The sequence below is a fragment of the Pseudomonas sp. GW821-FHT03A09 genome (assembly GCF_059421065.1).
This window is the reverse complement of the sequence record NZ_JBWKUX010000005.1, coordinates 125,871-146,166: the sequence shown is the minus strand read 5'-3', so window position 1 is coordinate 146,166 and position 20,296 is coordinate 125,871. Positions and strand designations below refer to the sequence as shown.

Here is a 20,296-nt window from a genome sequence, read left to right as displayed (position 1 = left end):
AGAACTTGCCAGAGGAATAATTGTGGACTCTCGATTGAATGCCTTTCTTGAGCGGGCCGACGCAGTGCTTGCGCGTCTGGAGCCCTTGTTGCCAGCGCCACGTCAAGCTATCGATTGGAACCATTGTCTGGCTGCCCGCTGGCAGCGCGAAGGCCGCACTGGCTTCCTGTTACCGTTGGACGTGAGCCTGGACATGCGCCTGTCCGACCTGATTGGCGTCGACAAGCAACGTGAGCAACTGGCCCGCAACACCCAACAATTTATCGATGGTCTGCCCGCCAACCACGCGTTGCTCTGGGGCTCGCGAGGCACCGGTAAATCGTCCATGGTACGTGCGCTGCTGGCTCAGCACGCCAAGGCGGGTTTGCGCCTGATCGAAATCGAGCGCGATCACTTGGCCGACCTGCCGCGTGTGGTCGAGCAACTGCTCAAGCTGCCGCAACGCTTCATCCTGTTCTGCGATGACCTGTCGTTCGAGGCCGGTGAAGGGGATTACCGTGTGCTCAAAAGCGTATTGGACGGTTCGCTGGAGCAGGCGCCGGAAAACGTGTTGCTGTATGCCACGTCCAACCGCCGTCACCTCGTGCCGGAAAACCAGAGCGATAACGACAACTGGAAACGCGTGGATGGCGAGCTGCACCCGAGTGAAGCCGTCGAGGACAAGATTGCCTTGTCGGATCGTTTCGGCTTGTGGTTGTCGTTCTACCCATTTACCCAGGAGCACTTTCTGGATGTGGTGGAGCACTGGATCGGCGAGCTTGCCAGCAAAGCCGGTTTGCAGTGGCAGCGCGATGAAGCCCTCGATATTCTCGCCGTGCGTTGGGCTACCGGGCGCGGCAACCGCAATGGCCGGTGTGCCTATCAATTCGCCCGTTATTGGGTGGGTCTTAAATTGCTGGAACGTCAACCATGATCGATTTACAACAGGCAGGTACTGGCCTTGATGGCTACGCCATGCTCTGCGCGCAACTGGAGTCGCTGTTGGCGGATGAGCGTGATTTCATCGCCAACAGTGCGCAGTTTTCCGCGTTTCTCTTCAACCAGTTGGAGGATCTGAACTGGGCGGGCTTCTACCTCAATCGCAATGAAGAGCTGGTGCTGGGGCCATTCCAGGGGCAGATCGCCTGTGTGCGGATTCCATTTGGTCGTGGCGTGTGTGGTGCGGCGGCGGCTTCACGGCAAACCCAGCGGGTAGAGGATGTGCATGCATTTCCTGGGCACATTGCGTGTGATAGCGCCTCCAACAGTGAATTGGTGGTGCCATTGGTCAAGGACAATAAGTTGATTGGTGTCCTCGACCTCGACAGCCCATCGTTGGCCCGTTTTACACATCAAGACCAAGTCGGGATCGAGCAACTGGCGGCGATTTTCCTGCGTTTGACCGACTGCTGAAAAAGCGAGGCGGGGTTGAACCCCTGCCTCTCATTGGCGGTCCAGCTCATGAAGTTGCGCCTGCAACGTCCTTTCCAGTTCCAGCATCAGTTTTTCCAGCGCTTTGATACCGGCTTCGATCACTGGCCGATTTTCGCTCCGGGCGCAGGTCTGCTCCAGCGCTTCGCATTGCCCTGCCAATGCATGGGCTTGAACGATGCGAGCGGCGCCTTTGATTTTGTGGGCTTGCTCAATGATGTCCTCGGGCGGGGTCTGCCGAGTCAGCAGTTCCATGAGCTCGCGGCGGTCGTGCCGGCTGCTGTTCAGCAGTTCTTCCATCAAGCGTCGACTTAATAGTGGGTCTCCGCCGGTCAGGGCTTCCAGGCATCCCAAGTCCAGGCGTGAACTGGCTGGTTGAGGGGGTATTTGTGCCAGTTGTCGTTCCAACACCGTGAGGCTGATGGGCTTGAACAGGCAGTCATTCATACCTGCCTGCACACATCGTTGCCTTTCCTCCGGCTGCGCATTGGCGGTAAAGCCCAGCACTACACAGGGCGGCAGTTGTTCGCGTTGTTCGTACTCACGGATCGAACGACTCAACTCGTAGCCATTCATGATGGGCATGTTGCAGTCGGCGATCACCAGGTCGAAATGCTCCTGGCGCCACGCCTGAAAGCCGGCTGCGCCGTGCTCGGCTGCGGTGAACTGGTGACCCAGATAACCCAGTTGCTGGCACATCAACAGACGGTTTGCCGGGTGGTCATCCACTACCAGCACATTGAGCACCGGGGTAGAGGCTGGGGTCGCCGGCGTAAGTTCGCCGACCTGGTTCTGCTTATGCAGGCGAGGCATCTTCAGGCTGACATGCACCTGGGTGCCGACCATGGGCACGCTGCTCAGGCTTAACTGGCCACTCATCATTGTGCAGAGGCAGCGGCAGATCACCAATCCCAACCCCGCACCGCTCCTGGCCAGGTGCCCCGAGTTGTCCGCTTGGGCGAATGGTTCGAACAAGCGTGATTGGTCGTCCCTGCTGATGCCGATGCCGGTGTCTTCGACCACTAGTTTGAGCTCGACCTGTTCGGGTACCAGCGTCGGCAGCACCTCCACTTTGATCTTCACCTGCCCGCGTTCGGTGAATTTGATCGCATTGCTCACCAGGTTGGACAGCACTTGCTTGAAACGCAGGGGGTCTATCTGGACTTCGATGTCGTCCAGATCGGGTTTGAACTCTAACAACAGGCTGAGGGTTTTCTGGCGTGCAAGCCCGTCGAAGACGCGCACGACGGACTCAATCACTTCTCGCAGGTTGACGCGTTCCGGGGCGAGGCTGAGGCGACCGGACTCAATGCGTGCGATGTCCAATATGTCGCCGATCAGTTCCAACAGGTCCTTGGCCGAGTTGTACGCCACCTCGATGGCCGGCCGATCGAGATGCCCTTGGTCTGCGCGCTTGAGTGTCAGTTCGAGCATGCCGATCACAGCGTTCATCGGCGTGCGGATCTCATGGCTCATGGTGGCCAGGAACGTGCTTTTGGCGCGATTGGCCTCGTCGGCACGCTCCTTGGCCGCACGCAGTTCATCAAACAATTGACGTCTTTCACTGATGTCGATCCAGCCGCCGATGATGCCTTGGACTTCACCGGTGGAGTCGCGATAAGGCAGGATCCAGTGGTAGATGGTCAGTTTCCTGTCGTGGATGTGCAGGGTGCGATCCAGGATCAGCGGGTTGCCTTCGGCCACTACCCGCTGGTAGTCGGCGTGATACTGCGCCGCCTCCGACTCAAGGGCCATGCTCATCTGGATCACGCTTTTGCCGATGACGTCTTCGCGTTTGACGTCGAATGCCTGGAGGTAACTGTCGTTGCAGGTCTGCAAAAGGCCGTTGCGATCACGTACGTAGATTGGATGCGGCGTTTCATTGACCAGGGCGCGCATGAATTCGAACTGATCGTTGAGCGCGCGCTCGGCCATTTTCCGTTGCTTGATCTGGCGGCGCATGTAAGCGTTCCAGGCCAAGGATATCAACAGCAGCAAGCCGGTACCGATGACGATTCGGGCAATCAGTTGATGGTAGTTGCGCCAATAGCTGTCGGACGCGGCGGTATAGCCACGCCAACGGCTGTTTATCACGCCCATTTCGTCCGGGGCGATGCTTAGCAGCGCTTTGTCGAGGATCGAGCTCAACTCCGTGGCGTGGCGCGATGTGGCCAGGGCGAACGTGGCGGGAACTGTCCCGATCGTGCTGCTGATTTGCAGTTTGTCCTGGAAGACCTGTGAGGAGAGGAAATAGTTGGCGATCACCAGCGAATTCACGGCACCGTCGACATGACCTTGTGCGAGCAGTTCCGAGGCTCGGAAGGTATCGCTGGTTTCCACCAGGTGAACCTGCGGGAAGTCCCTGCCCAAGGTGCTGGCCAGAGGGTTGCCTTGGGTTATAGCCAGACGTTTTCCGGCCATCTGCTCCAGGTTCAGGGGCGCTCCTGGCTCTTTGCGTGTGAGCAATACGTAGGAGTTTTCCAGGTAGGGGCGACTGAAGTTGAGCTGTGCTTCCCTTTCGTTGCTCGGAACGATGGCGCCTATCATGTCGGCTTTTTGGGTGGTGACCTGTTCGATCATGTCGTTGACTTCGCGCCCGCGCTCTATGACGAAACGCATGCCCGTGCGCAGGCGAATCAGTTCCAGGAGGTCGGCAGTGATACCGCGGAAGTTGCCGTCGGCATCGAAGAAGGTGAGGGGGGCGAAGGTTTCGTTCACCACGACCTTCACCACGGGGTGCTGTTTCAGCCAGCGTTCCTCACGTTGGGTCAGCTGCAGTTTTTTGTCGGTCAACAGAATATCGCTACCGGCACTCCAGCGTTTGGCAATGCTATCTCGCTCGTTGGTAGGCACGGCGGCCAATACCGAGTCGATAATACTCAAGAGGATCTGTTGGTCCTGGCGCAGTGCAAAGCTGAAACCAAAGGCCTCATGCTTGCCGAAGTTAGCCATGTGGATATTTTTGAGGTAGCCCTTGTTGATCATGTAATGAGTGGAAATAGTGTCGCCCAAAAATACATCCGCTTGGTCGAAGGCCACTGCATTCAAGGCATTTTGATAAGAGGGGTAGGCGCGGATGATCGCGTTGGGGTACAGCTTCTCGACTTCACTCAGTGGCAGGTAATGATAGACAAGGCTCAGGCGCAGCCCCGCCAAGCCATCGCTGAGGCTGCGGGTTTCACCCTCGCGAGTGACGAGTACTGGCTGGTCCACGGCGTACGGTGCTGACAGGATGAGATTCGGGTTCGCCGCCTCGAAGCCATTGGAGGAACCCAGCACGTCGATGTCACCGGCTTCCAGGGCGCGGATGGATGCCTCCCGCGAAGAGTAGCGCACGACTTTGACTGGCACGGACAGAGCCTTGGCCAGCAGTCCCGCGTAGTCGGCAGTGAGGCCTTCATAGTCACGGCCGCTTGAAGTGAGGTCGAAGGGCGGGTAGTCAGGTGCGGACGTGCCCAGCACCAGTTCGCGTTTGTTCTGCAGCCACTGGCGCTGTGCTCTATCCAACTGTATATCCAGTTGAACAGTTCCCGCGCGACTCAATAAAGTGAAGTGTTCCGGGTCAGGTTGGTATTGCGCGAGCACGACGGTGCTGAAGCACAAGCCGGCACTTAATATAATTAGATAGTCCTTTATACGCCTGGGCATCCGCTTTCTCACACTAGCGCGTTTCGTTTTGCCATCTCGATGAGTTCTACCAAGGACTTGGCTTTGAGTTTTTGCATGAGCCTCTTTTTGTAAGTGCTGACTGTTTTATTGCTCAAGAACATACCTTTGGCTATTTCTTTATTAGTTCGCCCTTGTGCAAAAAGTTGTAATACCATTAGTTCTCGGTCGTTGACTGTCTTGAACAGTTCCAACTCCTGTATGTCCACGCCTTCGGCACCGTTGCCATTCAATGCCTGACTGGGGAAATAGTTGTAACCGGACAGCACCGCACGGATTGCGCTCAGCAGTTCGCTCAGGTCACCTTCCTTGCATACAAAGCCTTCAGCACCCGAGCGCATGCAGCGTGTCGCAAACAATGTGGGGCATTGAGCCGTGAGCACCAGGGTTTTCATCGACGTGTTCATGGCGTTGAATCGGCAGAGTACTTCGAGGCCATCAAGTTTTGGGATGCTGATGTCGAGAATAACCAGGTCCGGAAGGCATTCGCGGACCATTTGTATGGCATCGCAGCCATTGTCTGTTTCTCCAACGACTTTGTAACCTTCGTGTTCCAGTAACATTCGAATGGCAAGTCGTATAACAGGATGGTCGTCAATAATAAAAACAGTATTCATGATCACGTTCCGCGCAGATGCAAATAAAGCGGGCACATTAGCTCAGAAGATGAGCCAGGAGGATCAGCGCTGATGGTCTAGACATAAAACAAGAAAAATCCTACATCAAAAGAGGATTGCACCTACCAGTTGTTGCATGCTTGTGAAGTGGAGGGTGTACATTTTGGGCGCGAAAGCAATGAACGGGAGTAGCTGGGAATTTATGTTGCGTGCTGTACCGAATTTCATCAGTTGAAATGTTTAACGTCCTACATTTTTTGATGCGATGTTATTAGTTTTTCAAGGCCGTCTTTATTCAACGGCTTAGATAAATATCCCAAGAGTGGCAGGCTTCGTTGCGCAGCTTGAATAGCGAGGTTGATCAATTCGACGGTAGGTAACCCACTGAGCAAAATCGCGCCGGTAATAAGGCGGCTACGGCTGGCTATCTCTATCAGTTCGAGACCGGGCAGGTCTGGCAGGCATTGGTCGCAAAGCATCAGGTCGAAGGGTAATTCGGACTGGGTCATTGTATGCAGGGCTTGTTCTGCATTTTCCACTGGCGTCAGTTGATCGAAGCCGAAGCTTTTGAGTAGGCACTGGGTGGCAAGGAGTTGAAAGGGATGGTCCTCCACCACAAGAATACGAAGAGGGTGTCTGGGCATAGGGAGCACGCAGTGAGTCAAGCATCGATGGAATGTAGGAGTTGTTTGCCTGGCCCGCTTGGAGGGCGCGAGATTATTCTTCGATTGCCTGTACGAATTCGATCAGGCCGCTCTGTTCCCTTCGTAGGGCGATTCTTTTCAGGGAACAGGCTGCTTGATTGGCGCTTTATTGAGGGCTGGAGCGCCCTGTCATCTCACGTGCCATTTCGGTGGCGTAACTGTCGGTCATGCCGGCGATAAAGTCGATCATGCGCAGGAACGAAGCATGTAACGACCAGGCAGGGTCCGGTGCGCTATTACCCAGCAAATCGAGGATGCGCCGGTTCTTGAACGACGGCGTGCGCCCGCCGTGTTGTTCCAGGGCTGCGCCACAAAACGCATTCAACAGGATTTCCAGGGTGGTGTAAGCGCCGATTTCATGCAGCGTCTTGCGCTTGTCCTGGAAGATTTTCTTGCGCGCCATGTCTTTGGCGTCGAGTACGCAGCGCTTGGCAGGCCCGTGCATGTGCTCGACCAGATCGCCAGGCAGGGTGCCGGCCAGCAAGGCGTCCTGCTGTTCGACAAACGCCTGTGCCGCTGCGTTGGTCAGGTGCTCGATCGCCTTGCCGCGCAAGATCGCCAGTTTGCGCCGGCGGGAGTCCAGTGGGCCTAGCTGTCGATAGGTCTGTGGCAGGTCATCGCCTACCAGGTTGAGCAGCAGCGATTCGACCTCGGCGTAGTCCAGCAGCTCCATCTCCAGCCCATCTTCCAGGTCGATCAGGGCGTAGCAGATGTCGTCCGCCGCTTCCATCAGGTAGACCAGCGGATGACGCGCCCAACGTTGCTCTTCCAGTTGTGGCAGCCCAAGTTTGTGGGCGATTTGCTCAAGAATCGGCAACTCGCTCTGGTAGCAACCGAACTTGTGTTTCTTGTAGCCCAAGGAGTCGGCGTGACGAGCGGTCCAGGGGTATTTCAGGTAGGTGCCCAAGGTGGCGTAAGTCAGCCGTGTGCCACCGTCGAACTGGTGGTATTCCAGCTGGGTCAGTACTCGAAAGCCTTGGGCATTGCCTTCAAAGTTGAGGAAGTCATTGCGTTCGGCGCTGGTCATGTCATCCAGCCAGCCACGCCCGGCTGCCTGCTGAAACCAGTGGCGAATGGCATCTTCACCGGAATGCCCGAAGGGTGGGTTACCGATGTCATGGGCCAGGCAAGCTGATTGCACCACCATGCCCAGGTCGCTCGGCTCGCACCAGTCGGGCAGGGCGCTGCGCAAGGTCTCGCCTACGCGCATGCCGAGTGAGCGGCCAACGCAACTGACTTCCAGTGAGTGGGTCAGGCGCGTGTGGATATGGTCGTTGCTCGATACCGGATGCACTTGGGTCTTGCGCCCCAGGCGTCGGAACGCACCTGAGAAGATGATGCGGTCATGGTCTTTGTGAAACGGGCTGCGGCCCAGTTCTTCAGGGCTGTGCAGCGGTTTTCCAAGGCGTTCGCGAGTCAGCAGGGTGGGCCAATCCAAGGCGGGTACTCTCCGTTCGGTGAATGACTCGCCCAGCTTCCCGGTTCAGCGCTGCCTGGGCAAGCGAAAATCCACAGGTCGGACGCATCTACATCGATTAGCAGCAAGCCCTGGACGGACTCCCGTGTTCCCGTGCTTCTCGACTATCGGTAGAGAGGGGCAATGCAGTCATTACGAAATCAAATCACGGGAGCGCGTGGAGTCTGGCTATATCGACGGCTTGAACAAGACTGTCTGTGCAAAGCTTTTTAAACAGACTTTTCTTATGAGTGCTGACCGTTTTGTTACTCAGGTGTAGCTGGCCGGAAATTTCTTTGTTGGAGTAGCCGGCTGACAGTTTCTTGAGGATCAACTGCTCGCGTTCTGTGAGGTTGTCTTTGATGAAGCTGTCGAAGTCGTCAATCTGAACGGATATCTGCGCCCTTCCTAGCGCGGGATAATACTTTTCCCCCCTTTCCAAGGCGGCCATTGCGTTTATGATTTCGCGAGAATCCAAACGTTTAGGGATGTAGGCGTTAATACCTGAAGCCAGGCACTCCCTCTGGTTGTGCACGTTTTCGTATTCAGAGAAAACAATAATTTTGGCTTTGATATTCAGTGTGTTGGCAACGCGAAGAAACTCTGCAGCGCAAATCAGTGGCTGGGTGATGTCAATTATTATGAATGAAGGCTGATTTTGTAGAATGACCGTGTAAATGTCTTCATCTTTACTGTACCCGTTGATCAACTGGTAGCCATGCTCCTTGAGTATTTTTTCCAGTCCAACATAAATCAGGGGGTGACGATCAATTAATACTACTTTTTTCTTCATTTTTATATTCGCTAATGTGTTGTGTGTCACTCACTGTGCCCGGAATGAAGTCAGGCGTGTCACTTGCTGTGTTCGGTACCTGCTACAGAGCGTGGTGCTCTGGATGCTCAGTGTTTTTTTTGCAGTCATCATGTCCTCTAATCCCCAGAAAGACATTTGCAGATACGGTGATGGAACTTTTCTAAATACTTAACCTGAAATGATAGATAGCGAATTTTCAGAATGGTGTTTATAGCGCAAGTTAAAGTTCAGCATCAAGCGGGAGGCCACGAAAGTCGGTGGCCGAGGCACTATTTGAGACAAGTCTTGTCTTGTCCGAGATCTCGGGACGATAAGCCGCCGCGCTTTTTCCAAGTACTCCATTGTCCTTGCCCACCTTTACTTTCACGCCTTCGCGACCTGTCCGACGTTTTTGAGACATGTCTCTAGTGGGGGGTGCCTTGGCTGCTGAGACAATCTGAGTACTAGGCCAATGTGCGTCTTTCTCACTGAGGTCTTAACTGCGTCGCCGGACCGGCGGGCGTGATGAATAAAACTCGTACTTAAGGCAATTATGATGAGCGTAGTTCCAGTAAATACGGCCGTTGTTGACAAAGACACGATTGTCCAGGCGGAAGTGCTGTCCAAGGGTAAAGTCACCAAAGTCAAAGCTATCGCAAATGGCAAATACATCCTTTCCGAAGGTGAAAACGGTGTCGCGCCTGAAAACATCACGCTCAAGCGTGTCGGTAAAGATCTGCAGGTTATCCTCGAAGGAGACGATCAGCCGCAGTTGATTATCGAAGGCTTCTACGACCAGACCGGGACCTTGGTAGGTAAAGGCGAAGACGGCCAGTGGCATGAATACGTCGCTACCAGTGGCGACGACCGTGACGACGCTGCCTTCCTGATGGATGGTGAAAGTTCGAGCGTTGCATTGGGTTCGGGCGTTTTTTCCGGCATCGGCGAACTGGTGGCTTCCGGGACGGCATTCTCTCCAGCCCTGCTGGCGTTGGGCGCATTGGGCGCGGCAGTCGGTCTGGGCAGTCTGGTGGGCAACCGCAGTTCTGGGGGCGGAGCCGATCCAGTCGTTCAGATTCCTACCCCCTCTGTCGAGGGCGCCTTCGATAACAAGGGCGACATTCAGGGCCCTATCAAAAATGGCGACGTCACTGATGACGATACTCCGACGTTAATCGGGACAGGTACGCCAGGTAACATCATCATCGTCAAAGATGGCGACGACATCATTGGCTCCACTGTCGTCGGTGATGACGGTAAATGGGAGTTCACTCCGGAAACTCCGCTCGCTGAGGGTGAGCACGTACTGACGCCTATTGAGCAAGATAAAGGCGGCCATAGCAGTGAGCCTGGTGATAGCTTTACGGTGATCGTTGACATTACTCCGCCTGAAACTGCAGTGCTGAGCACAGTGGTTGACGACGTTGGCCCTTATACCGGCGAACTGCACAGCGGTGACCTCACTGATGACAACACCCCAACCTTTACCGGGACTGCGGAAGCAGGTTCCACGGTTGAAGTGTGGATGGATGGCCAGTTGATTGGCACCGTGATTGTCGACGCACAGAGCAAATGGAGTTTCACACCTGCTGAAGGCGCGATAGCCGATGGCGAACATGAATTTACGCTGATCGCTGTAGATAAGGCTGGTAATCGGGCCGAGCCAAGCGAACCGTTCAAACTGACGATTGATACCGAAGCACCAGGCCGTCCGGGAGAAGGTGATAAAGGTGGCATTGAACTGGTCTATGACGACGTTGAACCACGTACGGGACCGGTCGAAAATAACGGTTATACCAACGATGATACGCCGACCTATAGCGGTGGAAGCCAAACGCCAAATGATCTGGTTATTGTTTATGACAATGACAAAATCATTGGTTCTGTCGTGGTTGGCGCTGATGGTAAATGGGAATTCACACCAGACCCCGCTTTTGAAGATGGCGTCCACGCCGTAACCATCCGCGTGCGCGATCCAGCCGGTAACGAATCCCTGCCTTCAGACCCTTGGACTGTGATCGTCGATACCGTCGCTCCAGGTAAACCGGGTGAAGGCGATAACGGCGGCATCGATCTCATTACCGATGACGTCGGTCCTATTCAAGGTCAGATTGCTCGCGGTGAAACTACCGATGACACCCAACCGGCCTTGGGAGGTAGCTTCCAACAACCTGGCAGCATCGTCACCATCATCGACAACGGTGATGTGATTGGTTCAGCCATCGTCGATGAAAACGGTGGCTGGCAGTTCACCCCTGATACGCCGTTGGGCGAAGGCGATCACAACCTCAGCATCATCGTCACCGACCCTGCGGGCAACGTCTCCGAAGAGTCTGATCCGTACCTGATCATCGTTGATACCGTTGCGCCGGATGCACCCACCATCGGCAGCGTCATCGACGACCAGGGTGCTGTGACTGGCCCGATCAACTCGGGCGATATCACTGACGATGCACAACCTCAGATCAGCGGTACCGCCGAAGCCGGCAGTACTGTCATTATCTACGACAACGGCGTGGAAATCGGCCGTGCGAATGCCGATGAAACCGGCAACTGGGTGTTCACACCGGTGCCACCGCTGCTCAACGGTTCGCACAACCTGACCGCCAAAGCGCAGGATGCCGCAGGCAACATCAGCCAACCGTCCAACGAGTTCGATTTCGAACTGATTGCGGGCGGCAACGCCACAGCTCCGTCCATCATCGGCGCTTGGGACGATGTCGAAGGCCATGTCGGGATGTTGGACAACGGGGCCATCACCAACGATGCCCGTCCTGAACTGCGCGGTACCGCACAGGCTGGCCAAGTGGTCACCATCATCCTCGACGGCCAGGTGCAAGGCAGCGTCACCGCCAACAGCTCCGGCAGCTGGAGCTGGACGCCATCTGCCGACCTGGCGGACGGCACCCACAACTTCTTGGCCTCGGTTTCCGATGCAGCGGGTAACCTGACGCGCACCGGTAACTTCCGTCTCGATATCGACACCACGCCACCCAACGCGGCGGACGACACCACGGCCAGCGACAACGTGGGTCCAGTGACCGGTCTCATCCCGTCCGATGGCATCACCGACGACCGGACCCCGACCTTCGAAGGTACCGGGGAAGCCGGTGATACCGTGATCATCAAAGATAACGGTGACATCATCGGCTCGACCGTGGTCGGCGAAGACGGCCACTGGAGCTTCACCCCAGAGACCCCATTGGAAGACGGGTCGCACAGCGTCGTGGTCGTGATTCAAGACCCTGCCGGTAACAGCTCTGATCCGAGCACGCCAATCGAGTTTGATGTCGATACCTCTAACGTCATCGTCAGCCTTGACTATGCAATCGACAACGCAGGCAGCGTCACCGGCAATATCAGCTCTGGCGCCGTGACCGACGACACCACCCCTACACTGGTGGGTAAAGCCAGCCCGAACAGCATTGTCGAGCTGTTTGACGGCGTTGTGTCACTGGGTAGCGTGAAAGCCAACGCCTTCGGCGACTGGAGCTTCACACCGACAACTCTGTTGGCAGAAGGGGCACACAGCTTCACCGCGGTTGCCACCAACACTGCGGGCGTGGTGAGTGAACCGACGGCCGAGTTCAACCTGAACATCGATACCACCGCACCGAGCAAGCCGGGTGAGGGCGGTACCGGCGGCGACGGTATTGGCGACGTATGGGACGACGTAGGGCCAATCCAAGGCAACGTGGCCCGTGGCGAACGCACTGACGACACCACCCCGACCCTGGATGGTAGCGGCTTGCAGCCAGGTGACATCGTGACCATTATCGACAACGGCCAGCCTATCGGTTCGGCCCGTGTGGATAACAACGGTGGTTGGACATTCACACCGGACACTCCGCTGAACGACGGCGACCATAACTTCACCGTGATCGTCACCGACCCTGCGGGCAATGCCTCCGTAGAGTCCGATTCGTACCTGATCATTGTTGATACCGTTGCGCCGGATGCGCCGGTCATTTCCGGTCTGCTCGATAACGTGGGTGACCGCACGGGCGCTATTGCCCCGGGCGATATCACCGACGACGCACAGCCTGAAATCAGCGGTACCGCCGAAGCCGGCAGCACTGTCATTATTTACGACAACGGCTCGGAAATCGGCCGCGCGCAAGCCGATGAAGCCGGCAACTGGGTGTTCACACCGGTGCCACCGCTGCTCAACGGTTTGCACAACCTGACCGCCAAATCGCAGGATGCCGCAGGCAACATCAGCCAGCCGTCCAACGAGTTCGATTTCGAACTGATTGCGGGCGGCAACGCCACAGCTCCGTCCATTATCGGCGCCTGGGATGATGTGGATGCCCACGTCGGAATGTTGGGCAACGGCGACCTGACCAACGATGCCCGCCCTGAACTGCGCGGTGTCGCACAGGCTGGCCAAGTAGTCACCATCATCCTCGACGGTCAGGTACAAGGCAGCGTAACCGCCAATAGCTCCGGCAGCTGGAGCTGGACGCCATCTGCCGACCTGGCGGACGGCACCCACAACTTCGTGGCCTCGGTTTCCGATACAGCGGGTAACCTGACGCGCACCGGTAACTTCCGTCTCGACATCGACACCACGCCACCCAACGCGGCGGACGACACCACGGCCAACGACAACGTGGGTCCAGTGACCGGCCTCATCCCGTCCGATGGCGTCACCGACGACAGCACTCCGACCTTCGAAGGTACCGGGGAAGCTGGCAATGTGGTGATCATCAAGGATAACGGTGACATCATCGGCTCCACCGTGGTCGGCGAAGATGGCCAGTGGAGCTTCACCCCAGAGACGCCACTGTTGGACGGCTCGCACAGCGTCGTGGTCGTCATTCAAGACCCGGCCGGTAACAGCTCGAACCCGAGCACGCCGATCGAGTTTGATGTCGATACCTCTCGCGTCATCGTCAGCCTTGACTATGCCATCGACAACGTAGGCAGCGTCACCGGCAACATCAGCTCCGGCACCGTGACCGACGACACCACCCCTACATTGGTGGGTAAAGCCAGCCCGAACAGCATTGTCGAGCTGTTTGATGGCACCGTGTCACTGGGTACCGTGAAAGCTAACGCCTTCGGTAACTGGAGCTTCACACCGTCGTCCCCACTGGCAGAAGGGCCGCACAGCTTCACCGCGGTTGCCACCAACCCAGCGGGTGTGGTCAGTGCACCGACGGCTGAGTTCAACCTGGACATCGATACCACCGCACCGGGCAAACCAGGTGAAGGCGGTACCGGCGGCGACGGTATTGGCGATGTCATCGATGACGTGGGCCCTGTCCAAGGGTCTGTGGGTAACGGTGAACGCACGGACGACACCACTCCAACCCTGGAAGGCAGCGGTCTGCAACCGGGCGACATCGTCACCATTATCGACAACCGCCAGACTATCGGTTCGGCCCGTGTGGATAGCAACGGTGGTTGGAAATTCACACCGGACACTCCGCTCATCGACGGCGACCATTACTTCACCGTGATCGTCACCGACCCTGCGGGCAATGCCTCTGTAGAGTCCGATCCGTACCTGATTATTGTTGATACTGTTGCGCCGGATGCACCGACCATCAACAGCGTCATCGACGACCAAGGGGATGTGACCGGTCCGATCAACTCGGGCGATATCACTGACGATGCACAACCGCAAATCAGCGGTACTGCCGAAGCCGGCAGCACTGTCATTATTTACGATAACGGCTCGGAAATCGGCCGCGCGAATGCCGATGAAACTGGCAACTGGGTGTTCACACCGGTGCCCGCGCTGCTCAATGGCTCGCACAACCTGACCGCCAAAGCGCAGGATGCCGCAGGCAACATCAGCCAACCGTCCAACGAGTTCGGTTTCGAACTGGTTTCGGGCGGCAACGCTACAGCTCCGTCCATTATCGGCGCCTGGGACGATGTGGATGCCCACGTCGGGATGTTGGGCAACGGCGATCTGACCAATGATGCCCGCCCTGAGCTGCGCGGTAGTGCACAGGCTGGCCAAGTGGTCACCATCATCCTCGATGGCCAGGTACAAGGCAGTGTCACCGCCAATGACAACGGTCAATGGAGCTGGACACCATCCACCGACCTGGCGGACGGCACCCACAACTTCGTGGCCTCGGTTTCCGATGCAGCGGGTAACCTGACTCGCACCGGTAACTTCCGTCTCGATATCGACACCACGCCACCCAACGCGGCGGACGACACCACGGCCAACGACAACGTCGGGCCGGTGACCGGTCTCATCCCGTCCGATGGCATCACCGACGACAGCACCCCGACCTTCGAAGGTACAGGGGAAGCTGGCAATGTGGTGATCATCAAAGATAACGGTGACATCATCGGCTCGACCGTGGTCGGCGAAGACGGCCAGTGGAGCTTTACTCCTGAGACGCCACTGTTGGACGGCTCGCACAGCGTCGTGATCGTCATTCAAGACCCGGCCGGTAACAGCTCTGATCCGAGCACGCCGATCGAGTTTGATGTCGACACTTCCAACGTCATCGTCAGCCTTGACTATGCCATCGACAACGCAGGTAGCGTCACCGGCAACATCAGCTCTGGTACCGTGACCGACGACACCACGCCTACACTGGTGGGTAAAGCCAGCCCGAACAGCACTGTTGAGCTGTTTGACGGCACTGTGTCGCTGGGTACCGTGAAAACCAACGCCTTCGGCAACTGGAGCTTCACACCGACTACTCCGCTGGCAGAAGGGCCGCACAGCTTCACCGCGGTTGCCACCAACACTGCCGGCGTGGTCAGCGCACCGACGGCCGAGTTCAACCTGGACATCGATACCACCGCACCGGGTAAACCGGGTGAGGGCGGTACCGGCGGCGACGGTATTGGCGACGTATGGGACGACGTAGGGCCTATCCAAGGCAACGTGGCCCGTGGCGAACGCACTGACGACACCACCCCGACCCTGGATGGTAGCGGCTTGCAGCCGGGTGATATCGTGACCATTATCGACAACGGCCAGCCAATCGGTTCGGCCCGCGTTGATAACAACGGCGGTTGGAAATTCACTCCGGACACCCCGCTGAACGACGGCGAACATAACTTCACCGTGATCGTCACCGACCCTGCGGGCAATGCCTCCGAAGAGTCCGATCCGTACCTGATCATCGTTGATACCGATGCACCGGATGCACCGGTCATTTCCGGTCTGGTCGATAACGTGGGTGACCGCACGGGTGCTATTGCCCCGGGCGACACCACCGACGACGCTCAGCCTGAAATCAGCGGTACCGCCGAAGCCGGCAGCACCGTCATTATCTACGACAACGGCAAGGAAATCGGCCGTGCGCAAGCCGATGAAACCGGTAACTGGTCGCACACACCAGTCCCACCGCTGCTCAACGGTTCGCACAACCTGACCGCTAAAGCGCAGGATGCCGCAGGCAACATCAGCCAGCCGTCCAACGAGTTCGATTTCGACTTGCTGGCTGGCGGCAACGCCACAGCTCCGTCCATTATCGGCGCCTGGGATGATGTCGATGCCCATGTCGGGATGCTGGGCAACGGGGACATCACCAACGATGCCCGTCCTGAACTGCGCGGTACTGCGCAGGCTGGTCAAGTGGTCACCATCACCCTCGATGGCCAGGCACAAGGCAGCGTCACCGCCGATGCCAACGGCCAATGGAACTGGACACCGACTGCTGACCTGAGCGAAGGCGTGCACAACTTCACGGCTGCTGTTACTGACATTGCGGGCAATACCGTTCGCACCGGTAACTTCCGCCTGGATGTTGATACCACCGCGCCTGATGCTGCAGACGACACCACTGCCCACGACAACGTTGGCCCGGTAACCGGTCTCATCCCTCAGGATGGCGTCACCGACGACAGCACTCCGACCTTCGAAGGTACCGGGGAAGCCGGCGATACCGTGATCATCAAAGATAACGGTGATGTCATCGGCTCGACCGTGGTCGGCGAAGACGGCCAGTGGAGCTTCACCCCAGAGACGCCACTGTTGGACGGCTCGCACAGCGTCGTGGTGGTCATTCAAGACCCGGCCGGCAACAGCTCGAACCCGAGCACACCGATCGAGTTTGATGTCGACACGTCCAACGTTATCGTCAGCCTTGACTATGCCATCGATGATGCTGGCAGCATCACCGGCAATATCAGCTCTGGCACCGTGACCGACGACACCACCCCTACACTGGTGGGTAAAGCCAGCCCGAACAGCACTGTCGAGCTGTTTGACGGCACCGTGTCACTGGGTACCGTGAAAACCAACGCCTTCGGCAACTGGAGCTTCACACCGACTACTCCGTTGGCAGAAGGGCCGCACAGCTTCACCGCAGTGGCTACCAACACAGCGGGCGTGGTCAGTGCACCGACGGCCGAGTTCAACCTGGACATCGATACCACCGCACCGGGTAAACCAGGTGAAGGCGGTACTGGCGGCGACGGTATTGGCGACGTATGGGACGACGTAGGGCCTATCCAAGGCTCCGTCGGTAACGGCGACCGCACGGACGACACCACCCCAACCCTGGAAGGCAGCGGCCTGCAACCGGGCGATATCGTCACCATCATCGACAACGGTGACGTGATTGGCTCGGCTGTCGCCGATGAGAACGGTGGCTGGAAGTTCACCCCTGACACACCACTGAGCGAAGGTGATCACAGCTTCACCGTGATCGTCACCGACCCTGCGGGCAATGCGTCCGAAGAGTCTGACCCGTACCTGATCGTCGTGGACACCACCGCACCGAACGCACCGGTCATTTCCGGTCTGGTCGATAACGTGGGTGACCGCACGGGCGCTATTGCCCCAGGCGACACCACCGACGACGCACAGCCTGAAATCAGCGGTACCGCCGAAGCCGGCAGCACCGTCATTATTTACGACAACGGCAAGGAAATCGGCCGTGCGCAAGCCGATGAAACCGGGAACTGGTCACACACGCCAGTGCCACCGCTGCTCAACGGTTCACACAACCTGACCGCCAAAGCGCAGGATGCCGCAGGCAACATCAGCCAACCGTCCAACGAGTTCGATTTCGACCTGTTGGCTGGCGGCACGCCATCTGCACCGGCCATCATCGGTGCTTGGGATGATGTCGAAGGCCATGTCGGGATGTTGGACAACGGCGACATCACCAACGATGCCCGCCCTGAACTGCGCGGTACTGCGCAGGCTGGTCAAGTGGTCACCATCACCCTTGATGGCCAGGTACAAGGCAGCGTCACCGCCGATACCAACGGCCAATGGAACTGGACACCGACTGCTGACCTGAGTGAAGGCGTACACAACTTCACGGCCGCTGTTACCGACACCGTGGGCAATACCGTCCGCACCGGTAACTTCCGCCTGGATGTTGATACCACCGCGCCTGATGCAGCGGACGACACCACGGCCCACGACAACGTTGGTCCAGTGACCGGTCTCATCCCTCAGGATGGCATCACCGACGACAGTACTCCGACTTTCGAAGGTACCGGGGAAGCCGGCGATACCGTGATTATCCGTGATAACGGTGAGATCATCGGTTCCACCGTGGTTGGCGGCGACGGCCAGTGGAGCTTCACCCCAGAGACTCCGCTGTTGGACGGCTCGCACAGCGTCGTGATCGTCATTCAAGACCCGGCTGGTAACAGCTCTGATCCGAGCACGCCGATCGAGTTTGATGTCGATACTTCCAACGTCATCGTCAGCCTTGACTATGCCATCGACAACGCTGGCAGCATCACCGGCAATATCAGCTCTGGCACCGTGACCGACGACACCACCCCTACATTGGTGGGTAAAGCCAGCCCGAACAGCATTGTTGAGCTGTTTGACGGCACCGTGTCACTGGGTACCGCTCAAGCTAACGCCTTTGGTAACTGGAGTTTCACACCGACTACCCCGTTGTCGGAAGGGGCGCATAGCTTCACGGCGGTGGCTACCAACACTGCGGGCGTGGTCAGTGCACCGACGGCCGAGTTCAACCTGGACATCGATACCACCGCACCGGGTAAACCAGGTGAGGGCGGTACTGGCGGCGACGGTATTGGCGATATCATCGATGACGTGGGCCCTATCCAAGGGTCTGTCGGCAACGGTGATCGCACGGACGACACCACGCCAACCCTGGAAGGCAGCGGCCTGCAACCGGGCGACATCGTCACCATCATCGACAACGGTGACGTGATTGGCTCGGCTGTTGCCGATGAAAACGGTGGCTGGAAGTTCACGCCTGATACACCACTGAGCGAAGGTGATCACAGCTTCACCGTGATCGTCACCGACCCTGCGGGCAATGCCTCCGTAGAGTCCGATCCGTACCTGATCGTTGTGGACACCACCGCACCGAACACGCCGGTTATTTCCAGCGTGGTCGATAACGTGGGCACCATCATCGGTGACATCGCCAACGGCGGCAGAACGGATGACACCACGCCAACGTTGAACGGTACCGCCGAAGCCGGCAGTGTCGTGCGTATCTACAACGGCAACACCTTGCTGGGCAGCGTCGTCGCTACCGGTGGTAACTGGACGTACACGCCAGCGCCATTGACCGACGGCACCACTTATAACTTTAAGGTTACGGCCACCGACGAGGCGGGCAACGTCTCCGCTGATTCGGCGACGCGTCAGGTCACTATTGATACCACTCCACCGAACGCGCCGATCATTACCAGCGTGATCGATGACGTGGGTACTGTCACTGGAGACATCGCCAACGGTGGTCGAACCAACGACACCACGCCAACGCTGAACGGTACTGCCGAAGCCGGCAGTGTCGTGCGTATCTACAACGGTACCACCCTGCTGGGCAGTGTCGTCGCTACCGGTGGCAACTGGACTTATACTCCAGCGCCATTGACCGACGGCACCACCTATAACTTCAAGGCTACGGCTACCGACGTGGCGGGCAACGTTTCCGCTGATTCGGCGACGCGTCAGATCATTGTTGATACCACTCCACCGAACGTGCCGGTCATTTCCAGCGTGATCGATGACGTGGGTACTGTCACTGGAGACATCGCCAACGGCGGTCGAACCAATGACACCACGCCAACGCTGAACGGTACCGCCGAGGCAGGCAGCGTCGTGCGTATTTACAACGGCAATACCTTGCTGGGCAGCGTCGTCGCTACCGGTGGCAACTGGACGTACACGCCAGCGCCATTGACCGACGGCACCACCTATAACTTCAAGGTCACGGCCACCGACGTGGCGGGCAACGTCTCCGCTGATTCGGCGACGCGCCAGATCATTGTTGATACCACTCCACCGAACGCGCCGATCATTTCCAGCGTGGTCGATAACGTGGGCACCGTCACCGGGGATATTGCCAATGGCGGTCGAACCAACGACACCACGCCAACGTTGAACGGTACCGCCGAAGCCGGCAGTGTCGTGCGTATCTACAACGGCACCACCTTGCTGGGCAGCGTCGTCGCGACCGGTGGCAACTGGACGTACACGCCAGCGGCATTGACCGATGGCACTACCTATAACTTCAAGGTCACGGCCACCGACGTAGCGGGTAACGTTTCCGCTGATTCGGCGACGCGTCAGATCATTGTTGATACCACTCCACCGAACGCGCCGATCATTTCCAGCGTGATCGATGACGTGGGTACCGTCACTGGAGACATCGCCAACGGCGGTCGAACCAACGACACCACACCAACGTTGAACGGTACCGCCGAAGCCGGCAGTGTC

The 20,296-nt window shown here is 57.7% G+C and carries 8 protein-coding genes; 3 read left to right on the top strand and 5 right to left on the bottom strand.

Going from position 1 to position 20,296, the window contains the following annotated elements:
• The first annotated feature begins 22 nt into the window (after positions 1 to 22).
• Complete coding sequence (locus AC07V4_RS10960; RefSeq protein ID WP_431749096.1) at positions 23 to 913, top strand: ATP-binding protein; 891 nt, start codon at positions 23 to 25, stop codon at positions 911 to 913.
• The gene (locus AC07V4_RS10955) at positions 910 to 1,392 is read left to right on the top strand and encodes a GAF domain-containing protein (RefSeq protein ID WP_492636307.1); all 483 of its coding nucleotides are present in this window, start codon (positions 910 to 912) and stop codon (positions 1,390 to 1,392) included. The genes AC07V4_RS10960 and AC07V4_RS10955 overlap by 4 nt, the downstream gene beginning before the upstream one ends.
• Before the next feature lie 30 nt (positions 1,393 to 1,422).
• Here the strand turns inward: AC07V4_RS10955 and AC07V4_RS10950 are convergent, their stop codons facing one another.
• From AC07V4_RS10950 to AC07V4_RS10930, 5 genes are all read right to left on the bottom strand, one after another.
• Positions 1,423 to 5,058, bottom strand: coding sequence for a transporter substrate-binding domain-containing protein (locus tag AC07V4_RS10950; protein ID WP_492636308.1), 3,636 nt, complete (start codon positions 5,056 to 5,058; stop codon positions 1,423 to 1,425).
• Positions 5,059 to 5,066: 8 nt separating this feature from the next.
• The gene (locus AC07V4_RS10945) at positions 5,067 to 5,693 is read right to left on the bottom strand and encodes a response regulator (protein WP_492636309.1); all 627 of its coding nucleotides are present in this window, start codon (positions 5,691 to 5,693) and stop codon (positions 5,067 to 5,069) included.
• A 248-nt stretch (positions 5,694 to 5,941) separates the two neighbouring features.
• Complete coding sequence (locus AC07V4_RS10940; RefSeq protein ID WP_492636310.1) at positions 5,942 to 6,337, bottom strand: response regulator; 396 nt, start codon at positions 6,335 to 6,337, stop codon at positions 5,942 to 5,944.
• Between the two features lie 166 nt (positions 6,338 to 6,503).
• Positions 6,504 to 7,835, bottom strand: a complete 1,332-nt coding sequence (locus tag AC07V4_RS10935) for a deoxyguanosinetriphosphate triphosphohydrolase (RefSeq protein ID WP_492636311.1) — start codon at positions 7,833 to 7,835, stop codon at positions 6,504 to 6,506.
• A gap of 184 nt (positions 7,836 to 8,019) precedes the next feature.
• Positions 8,020 to 8,646, bottom strand: a complete 627-nt coding sequence (locus tag AC07V4_RS10930; protein ID WP_492636312.1) for a LuxR C-terminal-related transcriptional regulator — start codon at positions 8,644 to 8,646, stop codon at positions 8,020 to 8,022.
• A 556-nt stretch (positions 8,647 to 9,202) separates the two neighbouring features.
• Here AC07V4_RS10930 and AC07V4_RS10925 point away from each other — a divergent pair.
• The coding region (locus AC07V4_RS10925) for an Ig-like domain-containing protein (RefSeq protein WP_495029364.1) at positions 9,203 to 20,296 on the top strand (11,094 nt) is incomplete at its 3' end.